Origin of the sequence: Sphingomonas sp. (genome assembly GCF_041661825.1) — a bacterium.
In the GTDB taxonomy this organism is placed as follows: Bacteria; Pseudomonadota; Alphaproteobacteria; order Sphingomonadales; family Sphingomonadaceae; genus Sphingomonas.
In genome coordinates, this window is the sequence record NZ_JBAZTU010000006.1 from 343,164 (window position 1) to 359,054 (window position 15,891).

Consider the following 15,891-nt stretch of genomic DNA (forward strand, 5'->3'; position numbering starts at 1 on the left):
GTCGAAGATCAGCGAGGCGACGCGAGCGCGTCGGCGCATGCGGTTATGCCGGCCATCCGGACTTCATACGCCACCCGACACGTTCCTTTGTCTGAAATGATTGTTCCCGATCCCGATCGATCAACAACAGGCAGCAATTAATAGTCCGAACGGCCGGTCTGTCAATGAGGCGCATGAACGGCGTGAAGCCTCATGCGCGGCCACTCGAGGCGCTATGCTGGGCTGTCGCGGCGCGCGGCGCCGATGGTGAAATCGACGACCATGTTCGCGAGCTTGTCGGCGGAGACGGGGCCGCTGGGATCGAACCACGTATGGGTCCAGTTGATCATGCCGAAGACGAGCATCGTCCGGACCCGTGCCTCGGCATCGGTTTCCTTCTTGCCGAAAATATCGACGAGGAGACGCTGGAGGCTGTCGATGATCATGCGCTGCTTCGAAACGATCAGCGTGCGCTGCGCAGGAGGCAGGTTCTCCAGCTCGTTGAGGAGCACTTTCTGCCGATCGGTGGCGCCGATATAATGGGTCATGAAAGCGTGGATCAACGTTGATAGTTTCGCCGTTGGCTCCTGGTCCATCTCCATGACATGATCGACCTCGCCGACGAGCTGATCGACGTGGGAGAGCATCACTGCGTAGAGCAGATCCTCTTTTGCGGCATAGTAGTGATAAAGAAGCGACTTCGACATGCCACAGGCTTTCGCCAGGTCGGCCATCGACGCCCCATGGAAGCCCTGGCGAGCGAACAGGATTGCGGCGTTGTCGACAATCGCCTCGCGGCGCTGTTCATAATCCGCCGCCTGTGTCCGAGCCATTGTCCGCCTTCGTCATTCGCTTGAAGTCCTACGGACTATCATCCTGAGGGATCGGATCAAGCGTGCAGCGCTCCGCGGAGATCCTGGACGCGTGCCGCCTTGCCGGCAGACCGAGCAATGGAATTTGCCGGCTCAAGCCGCACGTCGGCACTGACGCCTGCCAGGTCCTTGATCCGGGCTGCAAGGTGCCGGCAGGCCAAAGCCGCGTCATCGCCGCCAGCACCGAAGCGGGGCTCGACCCTGACCAGGAGCGTGTCCAGGCGTCCCAGTCGGCTGATCTCGATTTCGAAATGGGGGCTGAGGGCCGGGAGGCCGATCACCATCTCCTCGATCTGGCTGGGAAAAAGATTGACGCCCCGAACGATCATCATGTCATCAGACCGGCCGACGATCCTGGCGAGGCGCCGCATCGGCGAGCCGTTGCCGGGCATCAATCGTGTAAGATCGCGCGTCCGGTACCGCAGGATCGGCATCGCCTCACGGGTCAGCGAGGTGAGCACCAGCTCCCCCTGCTCCCCATCCGGGAGGACGTGCCCGGTGTCCGGGTCGACGATCTCGGGATAGAAATGATCCTCCCAGACCGTGGGGCCGATCGGATCGCCCACGAACGCCGCGGCAACGCCCGGGCCCATCAGCTCGGAGAGACCGTAGATGTCGCTCGCCTGCATTGAAAAGGCGTGCTCGATCTCACGCCGCATGGCCTCGGTCCAGGGTTCGGCACCAAAAAGGCCGTAGCGAAGCGACGAGGTTGACGGGTCCAGCCCGCGGCGCCGAAATTCATCGAGAATCGCCAGCATGTAGCTTGGGGTCACCATGATGATCTCGGGCGCGAAGTCCTGGATCATCTGCACCTGCTTCCCGGTCTGGCCTCCCGACATTGGGATGACGGTGCAGCCAAGCGCCTCGGCGCCGTAATGGGCACCCAGCCCGCCGGTGAAGAGGCCATAGCCGTAGGCGATGTGCACCTTCATGCCGGGGCGACCACCCGCGGCATGAATCGAACGGGCGACGAGTCCCGCCCAGGTCCGCAGATCACCCGCGGTATAGCCGACGACCGTGGGCTGTCCCGTGGTGCCGGATGAGGCATGCAGGCGTGCGATGCTCTGCATGGGCACGGCGAACATGCCGAAGGGATAGTTGTCGCGGAAATCCGCCTTCGTCGTAAACGGGAACCGGGCCAAGTCCTCCAATGACCTGAGATCGGACGGGGCAACGCCATGTCCGTCAAGGACGCGCCGGTAATGCACACCCCGGGCGTAGGCGTGCGAAACAGTCCGTCGCAATCGCTCGAGCTGCACCTTTTGCAACGCCGACACCGTCTGGGGGCCGAAATCCACGGTTTCGTCCACGCCTAGATCGCGTTCATGGTCAGCAGGTCATAGGTTGCGCACAGGTCGCCGACGCCGTCCCTGATCGCCACGGCCCAGCGCACCTCGCCATATTCATCGTTGCGCCGCGCCTTCGATTTCACGGTGAGGGCGACGCTGATCTCTTCCCCGGGCGACACCGGCTTGACGAAGCGCAGCGCTTCCAGGCCGTAATTGGCAAGCACCGGACCCGGCGCGGGATCGACAAACAGGCCAGCGGCGAACGACAGCAGCAGATAGCCATGCGCGACGCGGCCCGGGAAGAACGGGTTGGCGGCTGCCGCTTCCTCATCCATGTGCGCGTAGAAGGTGTCGCCCGTGAAGTGTGCGAAATGCTCGATATCCTCCAGCGTCACGACGCGGGATCCAGTCCGCAACGTGTAGCCGATCGCGAGCTCCCCGAAGCGCTGCCGGAAGGGATGCAGCTCGCCTTCCGGCTGGGGCGCGCCGGGCAGCCACTGGCCGACGATGGCGGACAGCGTGCGCGGATTTCCCTGCAGCGCAGAGCGCTGCATATAATGCTTCACGCCGCGCACGCCGCCCATCTCCTCGCCGCCGCCGGCCCGGCCCGGGCCCCCATGGACGAGCGTCGGCAATGGCGAGCCATGGCCGGTCGATTCCTTCGCGCTGTCGCGATCGATCAGTACGATACGACCATGGAAGGAAGCGGCACCAAGGACGAAATCCCGCGCATATCGGGGATCGTATGTGAAGAAGGAGAGAGCAAGGCTGCCCTTGCCACGATTGGCGAGCGCGATCGCGTCGTCCAGGTCCTTGTACGGCATCAGCGTGGAGACGGGCCCGAACGCCTCGACGTCGTGGACCAGATCGCAGTTCCACGGGTCGACGGCACGGAACAGCAAAGGCGACATGAACGCGCCTTGCCCTGCCACACCCCCCGCCGGCACGATGCGATCAATGTCGCCGAAGACGAGCGTCGCTTCCTTTGCGAGGAGGCGTGCCTTTGCGCGCACGTCGTCCAGCTGGCTCATGCTGGCGAGTGGGCCCATGGTCACGCCTTCGGCCTGGGGATCGCCGACCACGACGGCCTCGAGCCGCAGCTTCAACGCCCGCTCTGCGGCGTCGAGCATCGCGGCGGGAACGAAGGCGCGGCGGATCGCCGTGCATTTCTGCCCCGCCTTCACCGTCATCTCGCGCACGACCTCCTTGATGAACAGGTCGAACTCGGGGGTACCGGGCTTCGCGTCCGGCCCCAGCACCGATGCATTCAGCGAATCCCGCTCGGCGACGAAGCGCACACTCTCCTGTGCGATGACCGGGTGGGACTGGAGCTTGGTGGCAGTGGCGGCGGAGCCGGTGAACGAGATTACGTCCTGGCAGCCGAGATGTTCGAAGAGATCGCCGGTCGACCCCATGACAAGCTGGATGGCGCCGGGCGGCAGCACGCCCGCCTCAACCATGATGCGGAACGCCGCCTCAGCGACGTAACCGGTGGAGGAGGCGGGCTTGATGATCGCCGGCACACCGGCGAGCAGGGCCGGGCCGAGCTTTTCCAGCATTCCCCAAACGGGGAAGTTGAAGGCGTTGATGTGCACGGCTGCGCCCTGCAATGAGGTATAGACATGCTGGCCGATAAAGGTGCCGGTCTTGCCGATCGGCTCCATGTCCCCGTCGATCAGGATGGTGTCGTCGGGCAGTTCGCGCCGGCCCTTGGACGAGATCGCGAACAGTGTCCCGGCGCCGCCCTCGATGTCGATCCAGCTGTCCGTGCGGGTCGCGCCGGTCGCCCAGGAAAGCGCGTACAGCTCCTCCTTGCGCGCGATGATGGCGCTGCCAAGCGCCTTGATCATGCCCGCTCGCTCGTGGAACGTCATCGCCCGCAACGCCGGACCACCGACGGTGCGAGCGTGCTTCAGCATCGCGTGGAAATCGAGCCCCTGGCTCCCCGTGCGCGCGACAGTTTCGCCGGTTACCGCCGAGCGGAGTTCCGCCGTGCCGCCGGTCGCCTGGATCCACTGGTCTGCGACATAGTTGAGAAGCATGGTCGTCATGGAAATATCCCCGGAAGAAAGGTGGATGGTCAGCGGCCGGTAAAGACTGGCGGGCGCTTGGCGGTGAAGGCGGCGACGCCTTCCTGATAATCATGGCTGGCACCCAGCTCGCGCATCGTGTCGCGCTCGATGTCGAGTTCGTCATCGAGCGACGTGAGCCAGGCGCCACGTATCAGCGCCTTGGTGCGGGCAAGCCCGCGGGTGGCACCTTTTGCGAAGCGATGGGCGAGCGCATCGACCTCAGCGGACAGTGCATCGTCATCGACGCATTTCCAGATCATGCCCCAGTTCGCTGCGGTCTCGGCCGGCAACGGATCGCCGGTCAGCGCGAGACCGAGGGCACGGGCCTGCCCGATCAGGCGCGGCAATATCCAGGTGCCGCCCGAATCGGGGATCAGGCCGATATTGGCGAAGGACTGGATGAACCTGGCGCCGCGTGCGGCAATCACCACGTCGCAGGCTAGCGCGATGTTCGCACCAGCACCGGCGGCGACCCCGTTCACCGCGCAGATGACGGGCAAGGGCAGGCCGGCTAGCCTGCGGATCAGAGGTGCGTAGAACTTCTCGACCGAGTCGCCCAGGTCGACCGCGTGTCCCCCCGGGGCGACCGCGCGGTCCGCGAGGTCCTGGCCGGCACAGAAGCCGCGGCCGGCGCCGGTCAGGATCATCGTGCGCACCGAGGGGTCCGCCTCGACGCGGTCGAGGGCTGCGGCAATTTCGCCATGCATCTGGACGGTGAAACTGTTCAGCCGGTCGGGCCGATTGAGCGTGAGGCGGGCGACGCCATCGGCGATGTCCAGCGTGATCGTTTCGAACATCGTCGAGTCCCCAGTCCTGCCATTCTATAAATAGACTGCCCGGTCGGACTATTATTGGCAAGACGCTTTTTTGTCGCTAGTCGGCGGTCCCATGGAGATTCACATCAATTCCCCGATCGCCGTGATCGGCGCCGGGACGATGGGCGCGGGGATCGCCCAGGTAGCAGCGACCGCAGGGCATATGGTCACCGTGATCGACCGGGACGAGGCGGCGCTTGCGCAAGGGCGATCGGTGGTCGCCACGGTGCTGGCCAGCTCGGTCGCCAAGGGGCGGCTCGACGACAGGGCCCGGTCCGACATCGAGGCGCGGATCCGCTGGTCCACCGATCCGTCACAGGTCGCCCACGCCTGCCTGGTGGTCGAGGCGATCGTCGAGCGGCTCGATGCCAAGCACCACCTGCTCGGCGCGATCGAGCGCGTCGTGGGCCGCGATGCGCTGATCGCCAGCAATACGTCGTCGCTCGGGATAGGCGATATCGCGGCGGTGCTGACCAGGCCGGAGCGCTTCCTTGGCCTGCATTTCTTCAATCCCGTTCCCAGCATGAAGCTGGTCGAGATCGTGGCCGGTCCGGCCACCGGCCCGATGGCCGTCGACGCGGTATCGGCGCTGATGCGCATCTGGGGCAAGCGACCGGTCGTGGTTCGCGAAGTACCCGGCTTCATCGTCAACCGGGTTGCCCGGCCCTATTATGCCGAAGGCTTCGCGGCGCTCGGGGAGGGCATCGCGCCGGCTGCGATCGATGCCGCCTTAACCGGGGCCGCGGGATTCCGCATGGGACCGCTCGCCCTTGGCGACATGATCGGCCACGACGTGAATTTCGCCGTCGCGACATCGGTGTACGAGGCCTATCGCGGCAAGACCCGGTTCCGGCCACAGGAAAGCCAGCGGTCGCTGGTCGAGGCGGGACGCTTTGGCCGCAAGACGCGTCACGGCGTCTATGACTATAATCAGCCGCTGCCCGTACCGGACTGCCTGCGCGGTGGCTCCGCGCCGGCGTCGATCACCGTTTCGCAAATCGACTTGCTGGCGCCGCTCGTCGCCGACGCGCGCAGCCATGGCATCACGGTGGTCGAGGATTCGCGCCTGGGCCCGGACGCGCTCAGCGTTGATGGGAGCTTGATGGCGCTAGGAGACGGGAGGCCGCTCGCCAGCCGTTGCGACATCGACGTTCTGATCGATCATGCGCGTGATTTCTCCAGCGCGACGCATTGTGTGATTTCCGCCCGATCGGCCGAGCATGCGGATAGAGCGACCGGCTTCCTGCGCGCGCTCGGCCGTGAGGCGCTGCAGGTGCCCGATCGCCCCGGGCAGATCGTGTTGCGCACCCTGGCCCAACTTGCCAATGCCGCCGCCGACGCGGTGCGTGACGAGGTGGCGACCGCCAGCGGGATCGACGAGGCCATGATATTTGGCGCGAATCATCCCGAAGGCCCGCTCGGCTGGGCAGGGCGCATCGGCGATGATCGCGTCCGTGCTTCGCTAAGCAATATCGCAGCCGCGAGCGGCGACCCGATCTATGCGCCGTCGCCAATGTTCGGTGTCCCATGAGAGTGGGGGATTTCTTGGCCCGCCGTGCCAGCGAGGCGCCTGACCCATCCGAAGGAGGGTCGGCGCGTGCGTCCCAGGGCACGCGCACTGGCCACATGGTGGGAGCCCGCGCTGCCGGCGCCGGCGCAGCCGCTCACTTCCACGGACTGCTCCGCCTGGTCGGCGGAACGGCCCTGTCATCTCGAGGAGCAAACTGATGGCCGACGCCTTTATCTGCGATGCGATTCGTACCCCGATTGGCCGGTACGGGGGGGTGCTGGCCGGCGTCCGTCCGGACGACCTCGCCGCGGTTCCGCTGCGTGCGCTCAGCGACCGGAATCCCGATCTCGACTGGGCGGCGCTCGATGACATATTGATGGGCTGCGCCAACCAGGCCGGCGAGGACAATCGCAACGTCGCGCGCATGGCGGCGTTGCTCGCCGGCCTGGGTGCCACTGCGCCCGGAACAACCATTAATCGGCTGTGCGGCTCGGGCATGGACGCGGTTGCCTATGCGGCGCGAGCGATCAAGGCGGGAGAGGCCGATCTGATCGTGGCTGGCGGCGTGGAGAGCATGACGCGGGCGCCGTTCGTGATGGCGAAGGCGGAGAGCGCCTTTTCCCGGGCCGCTGCGGTGCATGACACGACGATCGGCTGGCGCTTCGTCAACCAGCAGCTCAAGGTCGAATTCGGCATCGATTCGATGCCGGAAACCGCCGAGAACGTCGCCCAGGACTTCAACATCGGTCGCGAGGACCAGGATCGCTTCGCGGTCGAATCGCAACGCCGGGCTGCAGCCGCCCAGGCGGCTGGCCGCTTCGACACGGAGATCGTCGCCGTTCCGGTACAGCAGAAAAAGGGGGATCCGATCCTTGTCGCCCGCGATGAGCATCCACGCGAGACAAGCATGGAAGCCCTTGCCAGGCTGAAGCCGATTGTCCGCGCCGACGGCACTGTTACGGCGGGGAATGCCTCGGGCGTCAATGACGGCGCAGCCGCGATCATCGTTGCGAGCGAGGCGGCGGTTCGACAGCACGGACTGACACCGCGCGCCCGCGTGCTCGGCTGCGCGGTGGCTGGCGTCGCGCCGCGGATCATGGGCATCGGACCGGCGCCGGCCTCGGAAAGGCTGATGGCGCGGCTGGGTTTGCGGATCGGCAATTTCGACGTGGTCGAGCTCAACGAAGCCTTTGCGAGCCAGGGGCTCGCGGTATTGCGCCGGCTCGGCCTTCCGGACGATGCCGATCATGTGAACCCGAATGGCGGCGCGATCGCGCTCGGCCATCCGCTCGGCATGTCGGGCGCTCGGCTGGTGCTCACCGCAACCGAAGAACTGCAGCGGCGCGGGGCAACGCGGGCGTTGTGCACGATGTGCATCGGCGTCGGCCAGGGCATTGCGCTGGCGATCGAGCGCGTGTGACGAATATTAATTGACCGCCCGGTCGGTCTATTATATCGCCATGGCCGAGGTCAGAGGAGCGCACCATGTACACGACCGAACTTGCCAAGGCCGATCTCGGAACGCCGGTTGCCGTGTCGAAGGAGGATCCGACGTTGCTCGCCGCCTTCGAGGCTCGGGTCGCGGCCGATGAGTTCATCGAGCCGAAGGACTGGATGCCCGAGGCGTATCGCAGGACGCTGGTGCGCCAGATCTCCCAGCACGCCCATTCGGAGATCGTCGGCATGCTGCCCGAAGGCAACTGGCTGACCCGCGCCCCTTCGCTGCGCCGCAAGGCCGTGCTTCTTGCCAAGGTGCAGGATGAAGGGGGGCACGGCCTCTATCTCTATTGCGCGGCAGAAACGCTGGGGACGAGCCGGGAGGAAATGATCGAGGCCCTTCATTCGGGCAAAGCGAAATACAGCACGATCTTCAACTATCCGACCCTCACCTGGGCAGACATCGGCGCGATCGGCTGGCTGGTCGATGGGGCAGCCATCATGAACCAGGTGCCGCTCCAGCGCACCTCCTACGGCCCCTATGCCCGCGCAATGGTCAAGGTCTGCAAGGAAGAGAGCTTCCACCAGCGCCAGGGCTATGAGATCATGATGGTCATGGCCAATGGCACGGCCGAGCAGAAGGCGATGGCGCAGGACGCGCTCGATCGCTGGTGGTGGCCGTCGCTCATGATGTTCGGGCCGCCGGACGAGAATTCTCCCAACTCGGCGCAGAGCTTCCGCTGGCGGATCAAGCGCGACAGCAATGACGACCTTCGCCAGAAGTTCGTCGATATCACTGTGCCACAGGCCGAGTTCCTGGGCCTGACCGTTCCCGATCCCGACCTGCGGTGGAACGAGGAGAAGGGCGCCCATGAATTCGGCGCGATCGACTGGGACGAGTTCTACGCCGTGGTGCGGGGCGAAGGCCCTACCGCCAGGGAGCGCATGAAGGCGCGGCGTGCGGCCTGGGACGACGGCGCGTGGGTCCGCGAGGCGGCCGACGCGTATGAGGCAAAGCGCCGCCTGAAGCTGGCTGCCTAATTTTTCGAAGGGATCACGATGAGCGGCGATTGGCCACTTTGGGAAGTCTTTATCCGTTCCAGGGGCGGATTGAGCCACAAGCATGTGGGGTCCGTCCACGCGCCGGATTCCGCACTGGCGCTGCGCCATGCCCGCGACACCTATACCCGCCGGCAGGAAGGCGTGAGCCTCTGGGTCGCGCGGTCGGCCGACATCGTCGCTTCCGACCCGGCCCAGGCAGGCCCGATGTTCGAGCCGGCGGAGAGCAAGGTCTATCGCCACCCGACCTTCTACGACATTCCCGACGTCGTGACGCACATCTGATGGCGACCGAAGCTCAAGACCCCGCGCAGCGACAGGCATTGGCCGCGTTTCTGCTCCGCATGGGAGACGACAGCCTCGTTCTCGGCCAGCGGCTCACCGAATGGTGTGGTCATGCACCCGCGCTCGAGGTCGATCTCAGCCTCGCCAATATCGGCCTGGACCTGATCGGCCAGGCAACCCTGTTCCTGAACCTTGCGGGTCGGATCGAGGGAGAGGGGCGGGATGGGGACAGCCTTGCGTTTCGCCGCGACGTGCTGGCGTTTCGCAACTGCCTGATGGTGGAACAGCCGAACGGTGATTTCGCGCAAACAATTGCACGACAATTCCTGTTCTCGACCTTCCAGCTCGCCCATCTCGAAGCCCTGACGGAATCAGCGCATCCCGGCATCGCCGAGATCGCCGCCAAGGCCGTGAAGGAAGTCCGCTATCACGCGGATCTTGCCGCCGACTGGGTGATACGGCTCGGGGACGGTACCGAGGAGAGCCGTCGGCGCATGATCGAGGGCCTCGACTGGTTCTGGCGGTTCGTTGACGAGCTGTTCGACATGGACGGGCTCGAGACGATGCTGTTCGAGCTTGGCGTGGCAAGCGATCGTGCCGCGCTGCGGCCCGCCTTCGATGCCACCGTTACCCGTATAGTGTCCGAGGCCACCCTGCCTTTGCCAGTGTATCCGCGCGGCGTGCGTGGCGGGCGGGCCGGCCATCATTCCGAGCATCTGGGACACCTGCTCGCCGTGATGCAGTATCTGCCGCGGACCTATCCCGACGCGCGCTGGTAATTGCGGTGCGCGCCGACGCGGTCCTTGATCCGGAAGACCAGGCGCGGATCATGGCGGCGCTCGAGTCGGTGCCCGATCCCGAGATCCCGGTCGTGTCCGTCGTCGATCTGGGCATCGTTCGCGGCGTCCGCCTGGATCCGCCGGCCGTTCTGATCACGCCGACCTATACCGGCTGTCCGGCCACGCTCACCATCCAGGCCTCGGTCCGCGCCGCGCTGGATGCTGCCGGTTATGGCGGTGTGCCGATCGAGACGATGCTCTCGCCCCCCTGGTCGACCGACTGGATCAGCGAGAGCGGCCGCCAGAAGCTCAGGGCTTACGGTATCGCGCCGCCATCGGCCCATACCGCTGATCGGGTCGAGTGCCCGCAATGCGGCTCCCTGGAGACGATCGAGGTCAGCCGCTTCGGATCGACGCCGTGCAAGGCACTTTGGCGATGCAGCGCCTGTCTCGAGCCGTTCGACCGATTCAAATGTCATTGAGGAAAATCCCGTGTCCACAAGCTTTCATCCGCTGACGATTCTCGACGTTCGCCAGGAAACCGACGACGCGATCTCGGTCACCTTGGAGCCCGCGCCCGAGCTCTCCTCCGACTTTTCCTTCAGGCCCGGGCAGCATCTCACCTTTCGCGCCGATATCGACGGCGAGGATGTCCGTCGCAATTATTCGATCTGCGTCCCCCCCGGCGGCCCGCTCAAGGTCGGTATCAAACGGATCGTCGGCGGTCGGTTCTCGACCTGGGCGACCAGGTCCCTGAAGCCGGGCGGAACGCTCGACGCCATGACCCCGCGCGGCCACTTCACCTGGACCTTCGAAGCAGGCGAGGCGCGCACCTATCTCTGTTTTGCCGGCGGCTCCGGCATCACGCCGATCCTCTCGCTCATCGAGACCGGCCTCGCAACCGAGGCGAACAGCCGGTTCACCCTGCTGTACGGAAATCGCACCTCGAGCTCGATCATGTTCCTGGAGGAGCTCGCCAGCCTCAAGGACCGCTTCATGGACCGGCTGCAGGTCTATCATTTCCTCGATGCCGAAGCGGACGACGTCGACTTGTTCAATGGGCGGCTGGACGAGCAGCGTATTGCCCGCGTGCTCTCCTCTCTCGTCGATCCAAAGGGCATCGACGTCGCCTTCATTTGCGGACCCGGCGCGATGATGGACAACGCGGAACGTGCCATGCTCGACGCGGGCATGCCGCAGCAGCAGGTGCTGGTCGAGCGCTTCACCGCCGATCGTCCGGCAGCAGCGGACGAAGAGATCGATCGGTCGGTCGCCGCCCTGGCCGAGGGCCTCGGCATGCAGATCACGATCGACGGGCGCCGGAGGCTCGTGCCTTTTCATGCTGAGACCGGCAGCATCCTCGAAAGCGCCCAGCAGGCTGGCCTGCCTGCTCCCTTCGCCTGCAAGGCGGGGGTCTGCGCGACCTGTCGGGCGAGGCTCGTCGCCGGCGAGGTGCGGATGAAGGTCAATTACGGTCTCTCGGCCGAGGAGGTGGCGCAGGGCTATGTGCTTACCTGCCAGTCCGTCCCGCTGGGCGAAGGGGTTGCGCTGGATTACGACGCCTGACCTGAGGTCAGCGGGTGGCCAGCCGGACCAGCTCTACGGCCGGGCGGTTGCGCTGAAATGGTGGCGCATCGATGCGAGCGCGACCCCCGCGCCAGCCATGGCGACAGCCAGGATGACGAAGAATATCGACGCACCGTTGGCCAGCGACAGGGCGCCGGCCGCGGAGCTGGCAATTGCGCCCAGGCGTCCGATCGCAGCGGCGAAGCCGACACCGGACGCGCGCATGGCGGTGGGATAGATCTGGGTCGCCAGCGCGTAGAGCGCCACCTGCAGGCCAGCGATCGTCAGGCCGAGAATCGCGAAGATCACCATGAATCCCGTCGCCGAGCGATCCGGGTAGCTCCAATATAGAGCGGCGATCGCCGAGACGATTGATGCGGCGGCAGCGAATGCCAGCATCGGACGGCGCGAACCCAGGCGATCCATCGCGACGCCGACGACCAGGGCGCCCAGCATGCCGCCCAGGTTGAACAGGGCAAGGCCGATGCTGGCCACACGCAGGCCGACACCGCCGCCATTGAGGATGGTCGGCCCCCAGCTGAACATCGCATAGACCGCCAGCAGGCAGCAGAAGAAGGCTGACCAGAGCAGCAACGTCTGGCCTATGCCTTGCGCGCTGAAGATCTGGGTCAGGCCCGGTTTCGCAGGCGCCTCGGCCTCTGTGCAAACGACATGCGCATCCGCGTCGATAGCGTGGCCAAAACGCCGCAACAGCGTGTTGATTCGGCGATCATGCCCACCCCGCGCCAGGAGGTAGCGCGGCGACTCCGGCAGGAGCAGCAGGAACATCATCGCCGTTCCCACAGAGAGCAGGCCCCCGGCAAGAAACAGATGCCTCCATCCCATCGAGGGCAGGATGACCGCCGACAGCGCGCCGGCGATCAGGCCGCCGAGCGGCGTGCAGACGATGCCCAGCGATACCACCATGCTGCGATGCCGTTTCGAGGTGAACTCGGTGAGATAGGCAGCGGCGACCGGCAGCGCCCCGCCCAGGCCCAGGCCGGCGGTGATGCGCAAGGCGATCAGGGTCGTAAAATCGGGGGCGGCGGCAATGGCGAGTGTCGCGATGCCGAAGAGGAAGACGCAGCCGATCAGCATCGGCCGCCGTCCGACGCGATCCGCCAGATAGCCGCCCAGCGCGGTGCCGACGGTCATCGCGATGAGGCTGAACGCCACGACCGGCACCAGGCTCGTCGCCGACAGGTGCCAGTCCGCCATGATCGCCGGCGCGGCGAATCCGAGCAGCTGGTTGTCGAAACCATCGAACACGATGGCCAGCGCCCCGAGCCCAAGCACCAGTTTTTGTCGGGCCGGCATGCGGCCGTCCATCAATGCGTCAATATCGACGGACGGCCTCATGTGCGAACCCCTGCTTGCCGGATCAGAACTTGAACCGGACGCCGGTGCGGAAGGCCCTGCCCAGGACATCGTAGATCACCTGGTTTGTCCCGGTGAACGCGAAGGTGTTGCCGAAGGTGGCCGGCGTCACGCGGGGATCCTGGTTCAGCAGGTTATCGACCGCCCAGAAGAGCTGTACCTTGCCCTTGCTGCCCACATGGATGTCGACGCTCGCCGCAAGATCCACATAGAGCGTGGCAGGGACGTGGTTGTCGGTGATGCCGTTATTCTTATATGCATTGCTGATCACGCCGGACCCGATGTAGCGGCCGGTCAGGGTGGTCGACCACGGGCCGTTGTCATAGCTAGCGCTGAGCAGCCAGCGCCAGTCGGGGACTGCGGTCGCGTCGGATAGAGCGCCGGCATAATCGGTCGTGACGGCGCCGAGCGTTACCGTGCGCTTGTCGACCCAGGTCCCCAGCGCACTGAGCGTGATGTTCCCGCCCAATCCTGATGAAAGGCGGCTGAGCGCGGTCCGGTAGCTGAGCTCGATGTCGATGCCATCGGTCTTCTCGGACGAGGCATTGAGCCCTGGCGTCTGGATCTGCGTGATCGCGCCGGCGCCATTGCGGATGACATATTGGCAGAGCGCCGTGTTGCCGGCGAGGCAGCGGTTGAGCAGATCCTGCGCCTCGAGGGTGACGATCGCATCGGTGATCTTGATGTTGAAATAATCGACCGAGGCGGACAGCCCAGGTGCCCAGCCGGGGCGATAGACCGCGCCGACTGTGTAGGTGTCAGCCTTTTCGGGTTTCAGCGACCTGTTCCCCACAGTCAGTTTCTGCGTGAAATAATTGGCGCCGGTGAGCGAGTCAGCGACCGTGACGGTGGTGCTCAGACCGCCCTGAAACAAGTCGTTGAGGTTGGGCGCCCGGATATCGCGAGACCGTGTGCCCCGGAACCGGAGATCGCTGTTGACGTCCCAGGTCGCGCCGAGTTTCCAGGTCGTCACCGTCCCGCTGGTCGAATAATCCGTGACGCGGACCGCGCCGTTGAAGTCCACGCTCTTTGCGAAAGGCAGGTCGCGCAGGAGCGGGATGACCGTTTCGAAAAAGGCTTCCTTCACGTTCACGCTGCCGCCCGAAGGCTTGTAGTTGCCGACGAAGAACGCGTTGGCGGTCGAAAGCGCATCTGCCGTGGCCGTATAGCTGTCCCGGCGATATTCTCCGCCCGCTGCCACCGAGACCGGCCCGGCCCAGAGCGAGAAAGGCTCGGCCGAAACACTGGCTGCCGCCACATCCTGCTTGATGCGGATGACGGCGAGACCGGTGCCGTTGACATAGTCCGCCGCCGCGGCTGACGGCGAGCCGTCGCCGAACACATTGAGCGGAACGCAGCCATTGGTCGGATTGGTCAGGGTCGAACGGCAGACGATCTGGCCGCTGCCGTTGCGCACCGCATCGACCGCCAGCGTATAATTTGCGCCGATGGCGTCATTGTCGAGCCGATTGATGATCTTGCTGTCGCCATGCTGGTAATAGACGTCCCATTTGACGCCGGCCAGCGTCCCCTTCGCGCCGCCGACGAAGCGGGTAAGTTCGCGCTGGTTGAACCCCTGCACCGAGCCCAGGTCCCGGTTGGTGCGGCCCATGGTGAAGCTCGTGACGCCGGCGGTGGCCATCCGTGCCTTGGTGACGGGATCCAGATAGGCATTGTCCGACTGGATCGTGATGCTGTTGAGCTTGAAGAACGGCACCGTATAGTAGCTGGTGGTCGAGCGGCCATAGCCGGCCTCGCCGTAGAGCGTGACATTGTCGCTCAGGTCGAAGGCGATGTGCCCATAGGCCGTCTTGTTGTTCAGCGGGGCCTGGAGCTGGTTATATTGCGCGTCGTCCACGGCACTGCCGCCGGCCGAAAGCTGGCCAGTGACCGAGCCGAAGCTGAAGGGTGCGGGCGTGCCGCCCGGCAGGAACTGTGTGCCCCGCAACGGTCCGGCGGTGATGAGGCCGCCGGCGGTCGCGTTCGCGGTCCCGACATTGGGAAGGATCGTCAGGGGCGCCTGTCCGTTGCCCGTTACGAACGCGGGATTGGCGACGATCTTGTAGCCCTTGGACCAGCTGCGGCTGCTGACCGGGCTCGCGTCACCAATATCTTCCAGCGAACCGCTCAGCAGCACGCGCAGGCGATTGTCGAGGAACGACCCGCCATAGGCCATGCTGGCCTTGTAGGATCGGGCGTCTCCCTCTTCGGTGATGCCGGTCTCGAGCGTGCCCTTCACGCCCGTGAACCTGTCGTCGAGAACGAAATTGACGACCCCGGCGACCGCATCCGATCCATAAGCGGCCGATGCGCCTCCCGTGACGAGTTCGACGCGCTGCACCAGCGACGCCGGCAGCAGGTTGATATCCACCGCGCCCGTGACCGTCGACGGGGCGACCCGGTGGCCGTCGAGCAGGACGAGCGTGCGGTTGACGCCCAGGTTGCGAAGGTTGAGCAAATTGGCGCCGGCGGTGCCGCCGGTCGTGTTGTTGTTGATGCTGCGCGGGCTGACTGAGCCGGCGACCGAGGGAAGCTGGTTGAGGGCGTCCGCAATGGTTGCAGGAGCGCGCGTCTGCAGCACATCCTGGCCGAGAACCGTCATCGGCGTCGGCTGTTCGAAGCCTTTGCGCGAGACGCGCGAGCCAGTGACCACGATATCGCTCGTTGGAGCTTCTGCTTCAGCCGGAGCATCCGCTGCCTGGGCCACTGCGTGACCTGGCGCCATCGTCGCCACGACCATGGCGATTCCACTCGCCTGTGCGCTCTTCGACAGCCACTTCGTACGATAGGTACTGTTCATGCTCGACCCCCCTTGTTCGATATGTGTTCCAGATTTTAATGTGCACGCGCG

Annotated in this window: 13 protein-coding genes; 7 read left to right on the forward strand and 6 right to left on the reverse strand. The window is 65.3% G+C overall.

The genetic code is table 11. The annotated features are described in order from the left end of the window. Window positions 1–212: 212 nt before the first annotated feature. The 4 genes from WC729_RS26715 to paaG are packed head-to-tail and all read right to left on the reverse strand — an operon-like array spanning window position 213 to window position 5,009. On the reverse strand, window positions 213–812 hold the full coding sequence (locus tag WC729_RS26715; protein WP_372857640.1) for a TetR/AcrR family transcriptional regulator: 600 nt from the start codon (window positions 810–812) through the stop codon (window positions 213–215). Between the two features lie 56 nt (window positions 813–868). Further along, window positions 869–2,161, reverse strand: coding sequence for an AMP-binding protein (locus tag WC729_RS26720; protein WP_372857642.1), 1,293 nt, complete (start codon window positions 2,159–2,161; stop codon window positions 869–871). Between the two features lie 2 nt (window positions 2,162–2,163). After that, on the reverse strand, window positions 2,164–4,191 hold the full coding sequence (paaZ, locus tag WC729_RS26725; protein ID WP_372857644.1) for a phenylacetic acid degradation bifunctional protein PaaZ: 2,028 nt from the start codon (window positions 4,189–4,191) through the stop codon (window positions 2,164–2,166). Between the two features lie 29 nt (window positions 4,192–4,220). Next, window positions 4,221–5,009: a 2-(1,2-epoxy-1,2-dihydrophenyl)acetyl-CoA isomerase PaaG gene (gene paaG, locus WC729_RS26730; protein WP_372857646.1), complete on the reverse strand. Its 789-nt coding sequence runs from the start codon at window positions 5,007–5,009 to the stop codon at window positions 4,221–4,223. Between the two features lie 91 nt (window positions 5,010–5,100). On the opposite strand from paaG, the gene WC729_RS26735 reads away from it, so the two are divergent. The 7 genes from WC729_RS26735 to WC729_RS26765 all read left to right on the forward strand — a co-directional run bounded on the left by WC729_RS26735 (window position 5,101) and on the right by WC729_RS26765 (window position 11,663). Continuing rightward, on the forward strand, window positions 5,101–6,558 hold the full coding sequence (locus tag WC729_RS26735) for a 3-hydroxyacyl-CoA dehydrogenase NAD-binding domain-containing protein (RefSeq protein ID WP_372857648.1): 1,458 nt from the start codon (window positions 5,101–5,103) through the stop codon (window positions 6,556–6,558). A gap of 196 nt (window positions 6,559–6,754) precedes the next feature. Then, window positions 6,755–7,957 carry a 3-oxoadipyl-CoA thiolase gene (pcaF, locus tag WC729_RS26740; protein ID WP_372857650.1) on the forward strand — a complete coding sequence of 401 codons (1,203 nt, stop codon included), beginning with the start codon at window positions 6,755–6,757 and terminating at the stop codon, window positions 7,955–7,957. Window positions 7,958–8,022: 65 nt separating this feature from the next. After that, window positions 8,023–9,015, forward strand: coding sequence for a 1,2-phenylacetyl-CoA epoxidase subunit PaaA (gene paaA, locus WC729_RS26745; protein WP_372857652.1), 993 nt, complete (start codon window positions 8,023–8,025; stop codon window positions 9,013–9,015). Window positions 9,016–9,033: 18 nt separating this feature from the next. Beyond that, complete coding sequence (paaB, locus tag WC729_RS26750; protein ID WP_372857654.1) at window positions 9,034–9,318, forward strand: 1,2-phenylacetyl-CoA epoxidase subunit PaaB; 285 nt, start codon at window positions 9,034–9,036, stop codon at window positions 9,316–9,318. Beyond that, window positions 9,318–10,097 (forward strand): 1,2-phenylacetyl-CoA epoxidase subunit PaaC, encoded by a 780-nt coding sequence (paaC, locus tag WC729_RS26755; RefSeq protein ID WP_372857656.1) that lies wholly within the window; start codon window positions 9,318–9,320, stop codon window positions 10,095–10,097. Before paaB ends, paaC begins: the two co-directional genes overlap by 1 nt. Window positions 10,098–10,102: 5 nt before the next feature. After that, window positions 10,103–10,579, forward strand: coding sequence for a 1,2-phenylacetyl-CoA epoxidase subunit PaaD (paaD, locus tag WC729_RS26760; protein ID WP_372857658.1), 477 nt, complete (start codon window positions 10,103–10,105; stop codon window positions 10,577–10,579). Between the two features lie 10 nt (window positions 10,580–10,589). Continuing rightward, complete coding sequence (locus tag WC729_RS26765; protein ID WP_372857660.1) at window positions 10,590–11,663, forward strand: 2Fe-2S iron-sulfur cluster-binding protein; 1,074 nt, start codon at window positions 10,590–10,592, stop codon at window positions 11,661–11,663. Between the two features lie 33 nt (window positions 11,664–11,696). On the opposite strand, the gene WC729_RS26770 is transcribed toward WC729_RS26765, so the two are convergent. Beyond that, window positions 11,697–13,022 carry an MFS transporter gene (locus WC729_RS26770; RefSeq protein ID WP_372857662.1) on the reverse strand — a complete coding sequence of 442 codons (1,326 nt, stop codon included), beginning with the start codon at window positions 13,020–13,022 and terminating at the stop codon, window positions 11,697–11,699. A 22-nt stretch (window positions 13,023–13,044) separates the two neighbouring features. Next, a complete protein-coding gene (locus WC729_RS26775; protein ID WP_372857664.1) occupies window positions 13,045–15,840 on the reverse strand; it encodes a TonB-dependent receptor plug domain-containing protein in 2,796 nt (931 codons plus the stop codon). Between the last annotated feature and the right edge of the window lie 51 nt (window positions 15,841–15,891).